12 protein-coding genes are annotated in these 15,991 nt (G+C 48.8%); 6 read left to right on the top strand and 6 right to left on the bottom strand.

Annotated features, from left to right (window positions below; genetic code table 11):
• Positions 1-75 precede the first annotated feature (75 nt).
• The 4 genes from TREPR_RS01285 to TREPR_RS01265 all read right to left on the bottom strand — a co-directional run bounded on the left by TREPR_RS01285 (position 76) and on the right by TREPR_RS01265 (position 6,640).
• Entirely contained in the window at positions 76-2,649 is a 2,574-nt protein-coding gene (locus TREPR_RS01285) for a DNA polymerase domain-containing protein (protein WP_245534764.1), read from the bottom strand.
• The gene (locus tag TREPR_RS01280; protein WP_015706464.1) at positions 2,633-4,033 is read right to left on the bottom strand and encodes a ClC family H(+)/Cl(-) exchange transporter; all 1,401 of its coding nucleotides are present in this window, start codon (positions 4,031-4,033) and stop codon (positions 2,633-2,635) included. The genes TREPR_RS01285 and TREPR_RS01280 overlap by 17 nt, the downstream gene beginning before the upstream one ends.
• 408 nt (positions 4,034-4,441) lie before the next feature.
• Positions 4,442-4,645 (bottom strand): hypothetical protein, encoded by a 204-nt coding sequence (locus TREPR_RS01270; RefSeq protein WP_015706462.1) that lies wholly within the window; start codon positions 4,643-4,645, stop codon positions 4,442-4,444.
• A gap of 261 nt (positions 4,646-4,906) precedes the next feature.
• Positions 4,907-6,640, bottom strand: a complete 1,734-nt coding sequence (locus TREPR_RS01265) for a B12-binding domain-containing radical SAM protein (protein WP_052299774.1) — start codon at positions 6,638-6,640, stop codon at positions 4,907-4,909.
• Positions 6,641-6,698: 58 nt separating this feature from the next.
• Here TREPR_RS01265 and TREPR_RS01260 point away from each other — a divergent pair, with 58 nt between their 5' ends.
• Positions 6,699-7,592, top strand: coding sequence for a DMT family transporter (locus TREPR_RS01260; RefSeq protein WP_015706460.1), 894 nt, complete (start codon positions 6,699-6,701; stop codon positions 7,590-7,592).
• A gap of 469 nt (positions 7,593-8,061) precedes the next feature.
• Here TREPR_RS01260 and TREPR_RS18070 read toward each other — a convergent pair whose 3' ends face one another.
• Positions 8,062-8,445, bottom strand: a complete 384-nt coding sequence (locus tag TREPR_RS18070; protein ID WP_015706459.1) for a TylF/MycF/NovP-related O-methyltransferase — start codon at positions 8,443-8,445, stop codon at positions 8,062-8,064.
• Between the two features lie 687 nt (positions 8,446-9,132).
• Here TREPR_RS18070 and TREPR_RS01255 point away from each other — a divergent pair.
• From TREPR_RS01255 to TREPR_RS17725, 3 genes are all read left to right on the top strand, one after another.
• Positions 9,133-10,224: an IS110 family RNA-guided transposase gene (locus TREPR_RS01255; RefSeq protein ID WP_015706456.1), complete on the top strand. Its 1,092-nt coding sequence runs from the start codon at positions 9,133-9,135 to the stop codon at positions 10,222-10,224.
• Positions 10,225-10,419: 195 nt separating this feature from the next.
• A complete protein-coding gene (locus TREPR_RS17730) occupies positions 10,420-11,052 on the top strand; it encodes a transposase (protein WP_052299684.1) in 633 nt (210 codons plus the stop codon).
• Positions 11,016-11,963, top strand: a complete 948-nt coding sequence (locus tag TREPR_RS17725) for a transposase (RefSeq protein WP_052299683.1) — start codon at positions 11,016-11,018, stop codon at positions 11,961-11,963. The genes TREPR_RS17730 and TREPR_RS17725 overlap by 37 nt, the downstream gene beginning before the upstream one ends.
• Before the next feature lie 171 nt (positions 11,964-12,134).
• Here the strand turns inward: TREPR_RS17725 and TREPR_RS01245 are convergent, their stop codons facing one another.
• The gene (locus TREPR_RS01245; RefSeq protein WP_015706455.1) at positions 12,135-13,199 is read right to left on the bottom strand and encodes an acyltransferase family protein; all 1,065 of its coding nucleotides are present in this window, start codon (positions 13,197-13,199) and stop codon (positions 12,135-12,137) included.
• 137 nt (positions 13,200-13,336) lie between these two features.
• On the opposite strand from TREPR_RS01245, the gene TREPR_RS01240 reads away from it, so the two are divergent.
• Entirely contained in the window at positions 13,337-14,575 is a 1,239-nt protein-coding gene (locus TREPR_RS01240) for an integrase catalytic domain-containing protein (protein ID WP_169313398.1), read from the top strand.
• 181 nt (positions 14,576-14,756) lie between these two features.
• A complete protein-coding gene (locus TREPR_RS01235; protein ID WP_169313397.1) occupies positions 14,757-15,983 on the top strand; it encodes an integrase catalytic domain-containing protein in 1,227 nt (408 codons plus the stop codon).
• Positions 15,984-15,991: the final 8 nt, after the last annotated feature.

Below are 15,991 nucleotides of genomic sequence, written 5' to 3'. Positions count from 1 at the left end.
TAAAGGGGTATTAAACCCCGAATACAAATACCTTATGAGAACAACATACCTCGCCCTTTAGGGCGAGGTTGTTGATTAAAATTCAAACTCCAGCTGTCCTCCAGCCAGGTCAACCCAGGCTTGGCGGCCCCTGCCCTTCCGGGGAAACTGTTCCGTATCCCACCCTGCGGCGGCGGCAATAGAGAGAACCACCGGCAGCACCTGGGAATCAGTGTAGTGGTCGTAATCGTAGGGGGCGTGGGGCATGGACGCCGGTTCCGGGCCATCTGTGGTCCAGACAAATTCTACCGTGCCCCGGCGGCCCTTCCATCCCAGGGCCCGGGCGGCTTTAACCTGGGGGGGCGTAGAGGATGTATAGGTTTCCGGGGGCCGGGAAAGCCGCTTCCGGTACACCAGTTCTCCGTCCAAATTTCCAGACCCAAGCTCCCGCAGTATTCCAAAGACCCGTTCCCGGAAGGCAGTTTCATCTTTCCCGGAAAACACCAGTTCCAGGAGCTCCATCTGCACCCGCCGGGCCAGGGGAGTAGCATCGCTGCGCACAGCCTCCATGCCCTTCACTTCCACCGACACCCCGCCGCCGCTGTCCAGGAGATAGCCGGCGTAACCCTTGGCCCGGCCCCGGGCGGCGCCCTCGTCATGAAACCCCCGCAGAGGCGGTATCAGGAAACGGCGGTAGGCTTTTTCAAAACGCAGTTCCAAAAATGATTCTACCTGGTATTCAGATTCTATCTGCTCAGTAAGAAAACTGTTCAATTCCGTTGCCAGGGCGCCGCAGGTTTCCGCAAAGTTCGTATACGAAGCCCCATCCCCCAGGCCGGTTTCCACAAAAAGCGAATCCGTATCCCCATAGAGGACCTGGTAGCCCTTTTCGGTAAACCAGTCCTGGGACAGGAGCAGCCATTTCCGGGCAAAGGTGGTGATGGACCCCGCAAGCTCGGTGCGCCCGTAGCGGCAGGCTGAAGTTCCCAAGACGCCGTAAAAACTGTTCATCAGTATCTTATACACAAAAGCTGCGTTCTCATCTCCCGCATCCAGGGCCTTACGGCGGGCAGCGAAATATTCTGCGATAAGTTCCGGCAATATTCCCGGCTGCCGGGAAAACTCCGCCCCGTTGGGGGCCCGTATGGGCGGCGATGATGGCGCGGAATCCGCCGGGCTCTCTTTCAGGGCGGATCGCTCATGGGCCAGGGGGTCCACATTAAAGGTGCGCATGATGGTGGGGTAAAGGCTTCTGAAATCAAAGACCGCAACATTGTTGAAGAGTCCCGGCATGGGTTCCAACACCGTGCCGCCAACAGCGCCTGACACCTGGTGTTCCGGCGGGGGTGGGGGCGGCGGGGCGATGAAGCGGCGGCGGAGTTCCATGCCGTAGATACGCTCAAAACTCACCACGCTGGTCCAGGCCTTGTCCAAGGAGACCCCGGTCAGGGCGGCCCGCTCCCGGGTCAGCCGGAAAAGCCCGGTTTTAGCGAGTATGCCCGGGACTAGGGCGGCGTCCTTGAAACAATATTTTCCGAAGGTTTCAGGATCATCCGCGTAGAGCCGGTCCAGCTCGGCGATCTTGTCCTTCCCCGAAGCGGTCACGATTTTGCCCTCCCCCAGCACGGCCTGGGAAACTGTTTCCAGGGTATAGTCGGGAAAACGCCGGGGGCCGGAGCGGACTATTCTGAGCGCGTCTATCACCTGCCGGCCCGGCACTAACGCTGCGGCGGATCGCCTCCCTTCCCCGGAGAAAAACTTTGCCCCCTCCTGGTTTGAAGTTCCCGCCACTTGCAACGAAGTTCCCCGCGCAGAACGCCCTATGGCAAAGGGTATCCCATGATGCTCGCAGCGTTCCGCCAGCCGGGGAAAATCGAAGTCCAAAAAGTTCCACCCCGTGAGCACATCCGGGTCCATGCCCTGTATATCCGCCACAAAGGCCCTGAGCAGGGTCGCTTCATCGTGGTGAAAAATAAGCCTGCCCGGTTGACCGGCTGTAGGCTCCGCGAGTGTATCACTATGTGTACCATAATGTGTACCGTTTTGTGTGACAGCCCCTTTTTCTCCGCCCGGGGGAAAGAGCACCCGTACCAGGCCGGCGGTATTTTGAAAATCAGAATCAGTTTGGGCAATGGCCACCGCGCGGATAGACTGGTCTTTGGTATCAGTTTCGATATCTATTGATGCGATTTGAAGAACCACCCGGATGGGGCGCTCATCCGGGGGCAGCAGTTCCGCATCAGGGAAGACCATATCCACCAGCCGGCCCGGGCGGAAGGCGCCACGGATCCGCAGGAAACCCCGGATGTACTTCTCCGCCAGGAAAAGGTCCGGGGGCCGGGCGTCCATGTCGGGGCTGGGGATGCCCGCCTGCTCCAAAATCCTCGCCGCAGCGATCCTGTCTCCATACCGGAAAAAACAGAGGTGGCACAGTTTTTCTCTCCCTGAAAAAGATTCAAGAGGTGATGGCTGCACTTCATGTTTTATAGATGACAGTAATACTGCGCACCGGGCGCAGTCATGTTCGTAAATGTGAAAACCGGGCCGCCAATTCTGAGCCGCCGCAAAAGAGCGCCCGTCCTCCAGACGGCCCGTAAGGAAGAGCCGATCCCGGCGCAGGTCCGCCCAGGTATGAACCAGGAAGCCCCGGAACTCATCCAAGCTTGTCACCCGGTGCACCGGCGGAAGTATCCGTGGAAGCGGCAATGGAAGTACCGATACCGGTATCGGTCGCTTCTTTGGCCTTTTTGTTCCGCAGTATCCGATCCAGGAGCACGCCGTACACTGGTCGGGAGGCGAGCAGGTCCGTGGTAACCAGGGAAGTAAGACTAACCAGGACCAGGGTGGTCATGTGGCTAAAATTACCGCTCATTTCCAGGATCAGCACAATCCCTGTAACCGGGGCCTTAACCACCGCAGTAAAAAAGGCGGCCATACCCAAGATCATCAGGTTGAGGATCTGGGTTTCGCTAATGAACCCTGCGGCGAAAAGCAAGTCTCCCAGAATACGCCCGGTAAGGGCGCCGCAGGCCAGGATGGGCAGAAAGATACCACCCGAAGTCCCCGAACCGAAAGAAAATACGGTAAAGAGTATTTTACCCAGCAGTAATACTGCCAACAATTCTATTGAACGGCCTGGTTCGGACAGGGATTCTATCAGGCCATGACCGCCGCCTGAGACATCAAAGAGAAAAAACCCCAGGGGGATCGAGACCAGCAGAGGGATAATAGGCCGGAAAAGCTGGGGTATTTTGAGGCGCTCATAGAGATCCAGAGAACCGTAGAGGGTCCGCTTAAAAAATTCACCCAGCAAAGCGCAGATTACCCCCAGAAGCGCCACCCAAAGAAAGGAATGAATAGGCAGTATCCTGATTTGTCGGAAATCGAAAACCGGGCCCATACCGAAAAAATACCCCGCCACAGTATCTGCGGCCATGGCAGCCCCCATGGCGCAGGCCAAAAGTAGGGGCGAAAAGGAGGCCTGCAATTCTTCCAGCACAAAGAGCACCCCTGCCAGGGGGGCGTTAAAAGCCGCCGCTATTCCCGCAGCGGATGCGGCGGTGACGAGGAATTTCCGTTCCCCATAGGGCCGGCGAAGCAGGGTGAGTATCCCCATCCCTACATAGGCGCCAATCTGTATGGAAGGCCCTTCCCGTCCCAGGGAGAGCCCCGCTCCCAGGCCGAGCACCCCGGTGATCAGTTTAAGGGGCAATTCTGGCGCCCAGTTCAGGCTCAACTGCCGGTGCAGGGCGCCCTTCACCTGGGGTATACCACTGCCCCGGATCATGGGCCGTACCTTTGCGGCCCAGCCCAGAAAGAGGCCTATCAGGGCTAGGGCAAAAACCAGGCCGGCCATCCAGTACCAGGGCTTGCCGGGCAGAAGCGTTGCGTACATCCAGCGCCGCAGGGCATCTGCGCCAGTCAACAGCCGTCGGAACAGCACCACCACGAACCCCACCGCAAAGCCGATGACGACACTTTCCAGGACCACCGCCAAACGGGAATTGTAAATATGCCGAATCGTTTTGGTTATAGGGATATTTGTTTTACTCATATTAATTACAATGAATACCCAAGGTCAAATCTCCTTGCAGGGCCTAATAGGACCGTTACAACATCTTGTAATAGTTTACGCAGGTTTTCAGGGATTTTCAATGCCCAGTGCTCCAGGTAATCCTGGGGTAATTTGCTCAGGCGGTGCGGTTAAGGAAGTTCTTTTCTACGGTCTAGGGTGCCGGGCCGAATTAAAAAGTAACCTGCTTTGCCCTGATATCGGCTTTTATGACATCAAGCTATGACAGATTTTTGATGATATGCTTTGCCAAGATTTCATTTATATCCGGAGGTCGGGGAACTCGATCTGTTATGCCTGTTTTAGGATTCTTATATACATCGTGTTTCTTGCCATGTTTAACAAATATACACCCATGATCCATCAAGATCTTTATTAAAGCTCCATTTTTCATGCGATTGCTACGATAAGTTCTCCGAGTTTTCTTTCGGGTATTATTCTGGGTTCTTCTTCCTGTTGTATTTCATATAAATCCGCAAGCATTACTTCAAGTTCAGGTAAATCTTTTCCCTGTGTCCAATGATCCGGCCAATCGTTAAGATACCCTAAAAACCACCCATCTTTTTCCTGCCAATAGGTATACGTTAGTTTCATAAACTAAATATACCTCAAGTTTATTAAAAGTCAAGCGGAATTTGGCGCCATTTAGGGCAACCGTATATAAAAAGGAGGAAGGGGTACGCCTAAAGGGAAAGGATGCCTGCACTACTGGGAAACGGTGACAGTCACCTTTTCTATTGGGCTTTCTCCTTTTGAATCGATGATGGCCTTTTGGGACCTTTAGCGGATCTTTTTGACTATTTATGGTATAGAGTTGCCCATTCAGGGGCGCCTTTTTGCCTAGCCCTCTCTCATTCATCCCCACTCAAGCTCCGGCCCCTTACTCCCCGGCCGCACCCGGACCCGCACTGATCGTGGCCGGGCCGAAGCGGCAAAGGCTTCCAAATCCAGAGCCTGCTCCCCCAGCACCTCATCGGGGTGATAGCTAAACGCAATATCCGCAGCGGCCCCCTCCGCCAGAGCCCTGCCCCAGGCGCCGTGAAACCGGACCAGGTCCCGCAGCGCCGGAAGGACCGGCTCCTTCTTCGCCCGCCGGTAGCTTTGCTCCAGCCAGGCAAGCTGCGCTTCCTCAATGCCCTTCCCTGCGACATCGGAACCGGCAAAGCCGCCGAAGCCCGCAAGAAAAGCCGAAGGTTTTATCCGCAGGGGCCGCAGTGCCTGGTTGAACCAAGCCACTGCCCGGCCCCGGTTGTAGAACAGATCCGCCGCATGGGACAGGGCCGCAGCCTTGTCCAAATCCTCCCCGGGGAAACCCGGCGTAGACCGGACCGTATAGGGCGCGTCCCGGTCAGAGGCAAGTCCGTACTCGGCGGCCTTGTCAAAGAGGGCGGTTCCGGGCAGCACCGCCAGGCGGAACATATCCAGGCTGTTGGGGTACAGGGACAGGGCAAAGTCCAGGCTGCGCCGGTATCCATCCAGGCTATCCCCGGGAAGGCCGTAGATGAGGTCCAGCCCAAAGATCGTCCCCTCCTCATTGAGCAGCCCGATCCGGGAAGCAAAGAGGCCCTTATTAAAACTGCGGCCTATCAGGGCGGCCACCTTCGAATCGGCGGTCTGGAGCCCGATCTGGAGGGACGCCCCCAAAGCAGCAAAACTGCGAGCCTGTTCCCGGGTCAAGAGTTCCCCCCGTACCTCAAAGTGCCAGTGGGTAGGCGGCCCCTTATTTTGTCGGGTTTCCTCCCGGATCATCCTGAGTATCCCCAGGGCCCGCTTATTATTACTGTTGAAGGTCGGGTCTAGGACAAACACGTAGGGAACCTGGGCCCGCACAAAAACTCGCAGCTCTTCCCTGATCCGCTCTTCGGGAAAGTATCGGACCCGCTTCTCTGTCCCGGATGCAGCAAATCCTCCGGACTCGGCGAATCCTCCGGATTCGTAACAGTACGTGCATGAATAAGGGCAGCCCCGGGCCAATTCCCAAAGCACCCCCTCCCTTCCCCGGGCTTCCAGTGTTCCGTCTAGCCATGGTGAGGGCAGCCCCGCAAGCCCGTTTGCGGCTCCTTCATCCTCGCTTTCCACCGGAGGAAGCGCATCTAAAGCTTGGTCCGGTGCAGCAGCCTCAGGCGGCGCTCCGAAAAACCGTCGGCCCAGAAGTTCCACCGCAGCCACCTCCCCCTTCCCGGCTATCACCGCGTCAAATGGGCCGCCTTCGGAACGGGCAAGCCCGGCGGGAAGGGCGGTCGCCTCGGGGCCGCCGCAGAAGAGGAATATGCCGGGGTTTTCAGTGCGCAGTATCTGTGCGGCTTCTATCATAACCGTGCGGTTCCAACTGTAGACAGAGAAGCCTGCCGCCGCTATTTGCAACGCCGACTTTAGTTGGAGAGTTTCCCGCGCATTGTCCGCCGCCTTTATCCGGGCTGCCAGTACTTGAGGCCCTTGGGAGACAAAGGCTTCGGCCAGGGTGATCGCCAGCTTACCGGGGAAGGCGGCTTTCAGGGCGGAGGCAACTGAGGCGGCGCCCAGGGGAACAGCATCGGGGCCTTCCTCCAGGTGAACCGCTGCCAGGACTATCTTCAAAGGAGTTTCCATTACCAAAAAGCATAGCCCGGACAGTGATTTTTGTGCAACCATAGACTATGATTGGATCATGACTGTTAAGCAAAAAGCCCTTCTGGCAATCATCATCTGTGTCCTTTTCTGGGGATTCTCCTTTATTTCCATAAAAGTTTCGGTGGCAGTAATTCCCCCCATGACCCTCGGCGCCCTCCGCTTCGCCGTAGCCCTGGTATTCCTGGTATTTATAAAACAAAAAATGGCCCCTGGTGAAAAACTCATACTCCGGGACCTGCCCTTACTTGCAGGGGCGGGAATATTCGGGGTCACCATTTATTTTTTCTGCGAAAACAACGGGGTTTCCCTGGTAAGCGCCTCGGAAGCTTCTATTACTATCGCCTTTATCCCGGTACTCACCCTGGTAGCGGAACGGATTTTCGGGGCGGTAAAACACATCGCCCTTTGGCGCTGGCTGGGGGCGTTGGTCTCAGTCGCCGGGGTCTGGCTGGTAGCGGGGGCTTCCTTCTCAGTTTCAGGCAGCATACTTGGGTACATCTACATGGGGGGCGCCGCCCTGAGCTGGGTGGCCTACTGTTTCCTCACCCGGCCCCTCTTTGCCCGCTGTTCCCGGATACACATCGTGTTCTGGCAGAGCGTGTTCGGCTTCATCGCCTTCCTTCCCTTTTCTATCGCCGAACATTCCCGCTGGGCCATGCCGGGACTTCCAGTAATCTTCCACGTAGTTTTTCTGGGGATCTGCTGTTCCGCCCTGGGGTACTGGCTCTACGCACAGTCCCTGGAAGACCTGGGCGTTGCAATCTCATCGATTTTCATCAATTTTATTCCCGTGATAACTGCCATAGCAGGATTTTTTCTCCTGGGCGACCGGCTCACCCCCATCCAATGGGCGGGCGCAGCACTGGTAATTTCCGGGGTCACCTTTGCCATGATAGAGAGAAAAAATACAGAGCAGAAAAAACAACACTAGTAGTAATATTGCGTATTTTCCGTCAATGCGTTTTAGGGAGAAATATCCGAAAAACTCTTTCAATTATGACATATTTTAGAAATATGTCATAATTGAAAGAAATAAACCTGCGAATGGTAAAACAGAATCTTGGTTAATTATAAGATGCAAAAGGTGGGAGAATAAGATTCTACCGATTTGCCAAGCAGTTGGAAGATAATCACGTATAGTGGAAGTATCGTGGACGCAAAAGAGGAACAATAAAGCAAAATCACACATTCTGGTGCAGGTAGAACATGTGTTTGCCCATATGTTAGCGGGTGGCGCCACTGGCTAACACACCATCCCCCTCCCCCCCAAAAAAAACGGCGTACCCGGTTTCCCGGATACGCCGTTTGGTGCCAGTCATCTGGTGCTAGGCACGCTTTTCTGTGCTTTCTTTCAATTATATAATTTATCTATTGACAATTAATATATTATGTATTGTGCCTCACGATTTTTTGATTATACCAGTCCCACCCTGATCTGTCAGTGGAAATAAATGTGCAGTATGTTCTTCGCTTAAAAATATTTTTACAGCTTCTCTTGAACCCTTATAAATTGAACTTGTATATTCATGCACAAATATATACCCACCTTTATTTAAACGTGGAAAAAAGTATTTTAAACCATTATATATAGGTTCATATAAATCACAGTCAATACTTACAAAAGCAAATGTTGCTTCAATATTCTTTATCGTTTCTGGAAACCAACCCTGCTTTATTATACAGTTGTTTTTGTATCTCATCCTTTTTAATACGGTATTAACACTTGTATTTGAAAATAGCTTTTTAGAATTTTTAGAAAAATTTGATTTTGCATCTTCCGCCAAATTTTTTTGGTCAAATCCTTCACGGGAAAGGCTTCGTTTATGCAGCGTGCGAAATCTCCTCTATACACACTAATTCTGCAACACATCTCTGCATATTATTTTCATATATTTCATGCGAGACTAATTCTAAAGTTGAAAACCTAATATAATCATATCCATAAATAAACTTCCTTCTTTTCCATAATGGATCCCGCATTTTAACACATTACAAACATAATTTTTGATAATATTTTATTCGTAATTGTTATACAAATATTTGCAAAATCACCTACAAATACCCGCAAATTGGTAACTGTTTTTACAGGACCTTCTTGGTTAGTTTTATTAACCATATTTATCTCCTTTTGTCAAGTCCCCTATGGAACGTATTTTCTTTTTTCACAGTATTACATATTTATCATAATGCCAAGTCTTTTTTATTATTTTTTAACGGATAGGGCATTTCGCATAACGAAGCTATGATGAAAGAAGATGCGGAAGCTGGTATATTAAAAGCAGTTCGGTAAGAACGATTGCTAGTTGTAGCCAGAACTGAGGCAAGGTAACTTGACCCCGTACTAACGAATAACAGCCGGCAACCGCATTGTTTTTTGGGGAATAGTCCTAATCACATTATTACCCCGTATAGACATTTGGTAATATACCGGTTTTCTTCCGAATCTAAATTTTATTTGTTAGGGGGTTTCTATGCAATTTGTCGGAATTGATTTGCACACTAATCGGTTTACGTGCTGTTATCTGAATGAAGGCAGCAGGGAAAAAACCATGAGGACTTTCGAGCTCAAGGCGGATGATCTAAAGGAGTTCCATAAGACTTTAACTCTGGATACGGTTGTCCTTATTGAAGCGACCATAAACAGCTTTGCTTTCGCAAAGCTGTTTCAGCATGCAGTTAAGGAAGTCATTATCGCCAATACCTATCAGCTTAAAAATATCAATCTGTCGGATAAAAAGACGGACAAGGTTGATGCTGACAAATTGGCCAGGATGCTCAAGCTCCAATTTCTGGGTGGGGAAAAGCTTATTGTAGGAGTTACGATTCCTCCCAAGGAAATCAGCGATTTGCGTTCCCTCTTTGCAAGTTACAGGATTATCAGGAAACAGATTACTCAAACCAAAAACCGTATCCATTCCCTTTTAAAAGAGAACCTGTATCCTTTTATCAAGGAGTATATCTTCGGGAAGAAAACAAGGAAAGCCATCCGTGCCATTTCCCAGGACCAGATCCTTTCTTTCCAGATCAATTTATGTATGGGCTCTCTTGAGCAGCTTGAATCCTCTTTTGACATTCTGGAAGAAAAGATTAAGATTGCCAGAGCGCCTTTTATGAAAGAGATTGATCTTCTCTCCTCCCTGTCCGGCTTAAGTGTAATTACTGCCCTTGCCATTATTGCCGATATTATTGATGTTTCCCGTTTTAAAAACGCAAAGAAATTCGCTTCATACCCGAGAAGCGCCTCCAGGGCGGAAAGTTCCAATGAGCATACGATTATTAAATCCACCAATAAGGCGGGAAGGAAGCTATCAATTACGTTACTTTCCCAGTCTCTTAACCATTTCAGGGATTCAAACAAGAAATTAAATGCCTGGTATGGGAGGCTCAGCATTTACAAGAAAAAAGGAGTTATTCGAATGGCTTTATGCCGGAGGGTATTTACCGATATATATCAGGTACTTAAGAAGAACGAATACCACCGCTTTATTAACCCACGGCTTCACGATAAAAAGATACTGGAATACAAAAAGCTTCTTGAAAGAAATAATATTGTTTTTCAATAAAATTATCAAATTTCTGCTTGACTTTTCTCATAGACGTTCCGGTTGTAGCCCGAGCCGCCTACTGGCGGCGAAGCATATACAGTCCTGTTGAAATTGTCGATTTAATTATAAAGCAGTATTACTGTGATAATATCGCATGTTTCCTCATTAAGTAGATTGACAAATTAAAATAACCATGCTATACTATGTGCCATTATGGCACGTTATAAATACCAGGACCCCTCGCAGAGCTTATTTCTCAATGTTAGCCTCAAGGACCAGCTTATTCCCGGTTCCTTTGAATGGACTCTCGATTATCTTATAGACCGTACAGACCTTTCTCTGTTCGATCTTCAATATGACAATGATGAAAAGGGAGCGCCTGCGTATAAACCTGCTGCGTTATTAAAAATCATCTTCTATTGTTATTCACGGGGGATTATCACATCCCGGCCTATTGAACAGGCAGCCAAAACCAATATCGTAATTAAAGCCCTTGCCGCAGATGCAGAACCTGACCATGATACTATTGCCCATTTTATTTCCTCAAATAGTGATGCCATAAAAGACTTGTTTACTCAAATATTGATTCAATGCGGCCAATTAGGATTAATAAATGGTGAAATGTTCGCCATAGACGGGTGTAAATTACCTTCCAACGCTTCCCGGGAATGGTCCGGCAGTATTGCGGAACTTAAAAAGAAACAAGCCGACCTCAAAAGACTAGCAGGACGGATAATTGAACAGCATAAAGAATTAGATCGAACGTCCGCTAATTCTTCAAGGGAAAAACAAAAGCCTTTTGCAAGACCATGGGAGATGATACTGAAAGACGCCAGCGGCATATAGACCGCATTGAAAAGAAAATAGCCAAGCTCGATACGTTTCTTAAAACCGCGGAACCCCGTCTTGGCGGTTCTGTTGGGGAAGTACAGTCAAATATCACCGATCCCGAGAGCGCCCGAATTAAAAGTCCACATAGGTATATCCAGGGATATAATGGTATTGCAATAGCTGATTCTGCCCATCTAGTCATTGTTTCAGCAGAAGCCTTTGGAAGCGGCAGTGAAAGCCAGCATTTCCCTGCCATGTTGGATTCCCTTGAGGAAAATATGCAGACGGTAACCGGGAAAGAAAAACCGCTCAAGAAAGCGTTGGTGACAGGGGATACCGGTTATTTTTCAGAGAATAATTTACAGGAAGCAAAGAACAGAAATATTTCGGTACTTATCCCTGATCAGCAATTCCGTAGGCGCGATCCGTATTTTGACAACCGGAAAGGCCATACGGTTAATCGGTTTACTGCCCAGGACTTTGCCTACAATAAAAAAAATAATACCTTTCTTTGCCCCAATAAAAAAACACTCGTTCATAAAGGATTTATCAAACTCAACCGGAATAGCGGCGATAAATACCAGGCTTCCCCTGCCGATTGCAAGAATTGCCGATTCCTTTCACGGTGTGTTGCTTCTCGCGGAGGGAAAACCCATATGCGTACTTTATACCTGCCGGTCTCAAAATATGCTGAAAACCTCAGCGACAAGATGAGGAAAAAGATAGACGATCCGGCTTATCGAGAATTGTATTCGAGGAGGATGCAGATAATTGAACCGGTCTTTGCTGATATTACCTACTGCAAAGATATGAACCGGTTTTCGCTCCGCTCGAAGATAAAAGTAAACATCCAATGGCTGTTATTCTGCATGGTCCATAATATTGCCAAATGTAGACAGCCATTGGCCCTTCGATATGGGGTATAGGGGGTTATGGAAGGTTGATTTTCCTTAACCGGATGAATAATTAACCTTTTGCCAGAAAAAATATAAACTAACAACACTATTGCTGTTTACTAAAATAATTTAAAGAAAATAATGTCCTATAACTGATTAAATCGACAGTCTGATTATGCGAAGTTGTATTTTGTTTTTAACTTATCTTTTTAAGAATTTCATTTCCAACATATTCCATGATATATATGCCATACAAAATACCGTTCCCATTACAATTATTAATGTTATATATTTATTTAATTTAAAATACCCTAATGTTATTAATATTTGAATTACTGGAAAATGGTATATATATACTCCAAATGAATAATCCTCATTTTTGCCGATATTATTTAATTTGTTAAAATTAAAACCTATATACATTATTATTATCCCCAACCCTATAGGCAATAAATATTCATTACCAATAGTATAATACAATACCAATATTATTATTCCGGGTATAATTAAAAATTTGTCATATTTACGGACGAAATTATAATTTATTACGCAAAATATTCCAACAGCAAAATACTGAATAAACCCGGGTAATTGATGTGCAAGTTCTTCAATAAATCTATTTTCCATTTTCTTTGCCATATACAAACATATAAAGTTATATATATAACCAGATAAATACAAGCAAGCCAAAAATATATTTATTCGCTTTTTTGTTTTGCACTTATTTAATATATATGCGATTATAGGTACTATAATATAAAAACCTATTTCCAATTTTATAGTCCATAATGAACCATTTACTGGATTTCCACTAAATACACCTGGCAACGAAGGGTACAAAAAATTCATAAAAAATATATTGGCAATAAAATATTTTATTAATTGTTGCGATCTAAAATATTCTTCTGCTGATAAATTTGACATTAATGACAATCCAACCATGCAAATTATTATTACAAAACAATATGCCGGTAATAATCTTTTACAACGTTTAATCAAATAATCTTTAAGGCATTTTGAGGACCAATAACTTCTTATAATTAAAAAACCACTTATTATGAAAAATCCACATACGGCAATATGCCCGTCAAATAGTTTTCCCAATGGATATTTATTACCAGATAAGGACATTGAATGAAATATTACCACCATATAGGCTAATAATAATCTTAGAAAATTAATATTGTTATTTTTACTAATGTCTCCAATAATATATTCTGAAACATTTTTCTTTTTTAATAAAAGATTGGTTGCTTCATTATACACGAAAATCTCCTTTTGTCAAGTGGGCGAATTGCGCCATGTTAAATCAAACCATAGGGAAACGAATGCGCCAAGTAAAAATCTAACCATTCGGACACACTACTTTCGGCATAAGCCGGAGGAACAGGATGGGGTTTACTATGGCGGAAAAGAAAAAGATTACGGCAGAATATGCGCCGAGGTACCGGCAAGCGAAAAAGGCTGAAATAAACCTTTTGGATGAATATCTCAGGCTTACCGGCAGCAAAAGTCGGAAATACGCGATTTTTAAGCTGAACCGCGTCGGGAAAACCCAGCTCCGCAGCATCGGCGGCGAGACGCTGAACGTCAACGTCGTCGAAAAGAGCCGGAAAAAACGTGTTTACAAGCCCTATTACGACGAAGAGGTGGCGAACATGCTGCTTTTCCTCTGGCGAACATTCAACTGGCAATGCAGAAAGCTCTTCGCACCCTTTTTGCAGCAAAACCTCGACATCATACGGCAGGTAGAACCCTACGCCATGTCAGACCTTGTCGCGGCAAAGCTCAAAAAAATCAGCCCCCGGACTATCGACCGATTGCTCAAGAAACCAAAGCAGCAGATGAAAATCCACGGTACCAGTGGGACAAAACCGGTCCGCCTCCTCCATCGCGCTATCCCCATCGTCACCTGGTTTGATTACGCAAAGCGATCCTCCGGCTTTTTCCAAATCGACCTGGTCCAGCACGATGGCGGCAATCCTTCCGGCGAGTTTTGCTACACCCTGACCATGACCGATGTGAAGACCGGCTGGACCGTCCATTTCGCCCTCAGAAACAAGGCGGCCCTCTGGGTCAAAGAGGCCCTCCAAATGGCCCGTATAACCCTCCCTATGGGCTTGAAAGGCATCCATTCCGATACCGGCAGCGAGTTCATCAACGAGCCCGTTGACAAGTGGTGCCAAGCCCATGGCGTTGAATTCACCCGGGGCCGTCCCACCCACAAAAACGACAATTGCTATGTCGAACAGAAAAACTACGCCACTGTCCGCAAGATCATCGGCTATGCGCGCTACGAGGGCGATGAGGGGGTAGCCGCTCTCCAGGCGGTCTACTCAGCCTACGACCCCCTCCTTAACCTGTATTACCCTTGCATGAAACAAATCAGCTGCGAGCGGGTCGGCGCCAAGAAAAAGCGTCACTATGACGCCGCCAAAACGCCCTTCCAGCGGCTCTTGGAACAGCCCTTCCAGGAGGCCCTTGAGGAAATTCGGGTTAAACAGGAGGCCCTGAAACTCAGGGGTACTATACCCATTGTTGCTCAAAGGGATCTCATGGATAAGGCGCTTGACCATCTGCTCAACTCCGCCCATGATGTGCCTGCTATTGCCCCGCGTCGCGGGGCTCAGCGTCATGGTTAGAATTTAACATGGCGCATCGGTTCTCCTATGGTTCGTTTTTTACGTGGCGCATCACGGTGGGCGCAGTGCCTCATTGAAAAAGATACCCAAAAGGGGCTGTGCCTCATTTTAAAAAAGATACCCAAAAATAACAGACTATACCGTCAGAGAGCAAGGGACGGAGGTCAAAATGAGGGTATCCATGAGTACACGATTGGAGCTGACGAAGGAATATGCAGCGAGGTATAGGCGGGCAAAACAGAAGAAAGAGAAGACCCAAATCCTGGATGAGTTTCTCGCCGCGACCGGGTACCGGCAAAGGAAATACGCGGTCAAACTGCTGCGGCATTTTGATATGGTGAAACTGGCCGTAATCGCAGGCAGAACTGTCAAGCTCAAAAGCACCCATCCGAAACGCAGATGGAATCGCACAGGGAAACCTACGTATGGCGATGACACCATCGAAGCCCTGAAAAAGATTTGGGCGTTCTACTGGTGGAAATGCGGGAAATATCTTGCACCCCTGATCCGGGAATCCATAGGCCTGCTTGCGAAAAGCAGGGAGCTGGATTTTCACCTCACCCCTGCAATCAAAGAACAGCTTGTCGCCATCAGCCCGGCCCAGATTGACCGCAGGCTCAGGGCTGAAAAGGATGCGCTGCGCGGCAAGGGCTTGAGCGGGACCCGGCTGGGGGATCAGTCGCTCATGCGCCAAATTCTCGTCAGGATAAGCTATACCAACGAAGAGCGGATTACCCCCGGATTTTGCCAAATAGACACCGTACACCACTGTGGATGGGCCGATTCGGGCATATTTTGCCTCACGCTCACCGCCACCGATGTCGCCTCCGGCTGGATATTCCTCTTCCCCCTGCGCAACAAGGCCCATCAGTGGGTTATCTCCTGGTTGCAGTTCATGCTGGACCATAGCCCCTTCCCGGTTTCCGAAATTCACTCCGACAACGGCAGCGAGTTTATCAACAAGGATACCGTCAATCTGGCAAAGACCGCCAGGAATCTTGCCAACGTATTGCTCACCAGAAGCAGGGCCCACCACAGTAACGACAATTGTTTCGCTGAACAGAAGAACAATGCCTTCGTCAGAAATTACATTGGGCTTGCCCGCTACGATACCGACAAGGAATACGAGGCTCTCGGCCGCGTCTATGCTTACCTCTGCCCGCTCTTCAATTTCTTTGTCCCTAACAAAAAATTGCTCAGCAAATCAACCGTGGGTTCGAAAACCGTGAAGACCTACGATAAGGACCTAAAGACCCCGTACCAGCGGCTTATGGAGTCCTCCATCTCGCAGGAACTGAAAGAAAAGCTGACCGCGACCAAGGCTCTTTACAACCCGGTTCAGCTTCAGCAGAATGTCCACCGAGCCGTTAACGCTCTCATTGCGGCTCACAAGGCCAAAGGCCCCTAAGGTATCTT

It is taken from the genome of Treponema primitia ZAS-2 (genome assembly GCF_000214375.1).
Classification (GTDB): domain Bacteria; phylum Spirochaetota; class Spirochaetia; order Treponematales; family Breznakiellaceae; genus Termitinema; species Termitinema primitia.
This window is presented reverse-complemented; position numbering and strand designations above follow the sequence as displayed.

Coding starts and splice junctions, on each gene's coding strand:
- TREPR_RS01280 (WP_015706464.1), bottom strand. CDS start 4,033: ATGAGTAAAACAAATATCCCTATAACCAAAACGATTCGGCATATTTAC.
- TREPR_RS01270 (WP_015706462.1), bottom strand. CDS start 4,645: ATGAAACTAACGTATACCTATTGGCAGGAAAAAGATGGGTGGTTTTTA.
- TREPR_RS01265 (WP_052299774.1), bottom strand. CDS start 6,640: ATGGAAACTCCTTTGAAGATAGTCCTGGCAGCGGTTCACCTGGAGGAA.
- TREPR_RS01260 (WP_015706460.1), top strand. CDS start 6,699: ATGACTGTTAAGCAAAAAGCCCTTCTGGCAATCATCATCTGTGTCCTT.
- TREPR_RS01255 (WP_015706456.1), top strand. CDS start 9,133: ATGCAATTTGTCGGAATTGATTTGCACACTAATCGGTTTACGTGCTGT.
- TREPR_RS17730 (WP_052299684.1), top strand. CDS start 10,420: ATGGCACGTTATAAATACCAGGACCCCTCGCAGAGCTTATTTCTCAAT.
- TREPR_RS17725 (WP_052299683.1), top strand. CDS start 11,016: ATGGGAGATGATACTGAAAGACGCCAGCGGCATATAGACCGCATTGAA.
- TREPR_RS01240 (WP_169313398.1), top strand. CDS start 13,337: ATGGCGGAAAAGAAAAAGATTACGGCAGAATATGCGCCGAGGTACCGG.
- TREPR_RS01235 (WP_169313397.1), top strand. CDS start 14,757: ATGAGTACACGATTGGAGCTGACGAAGGAATATGCAGCGAGGTATAGG.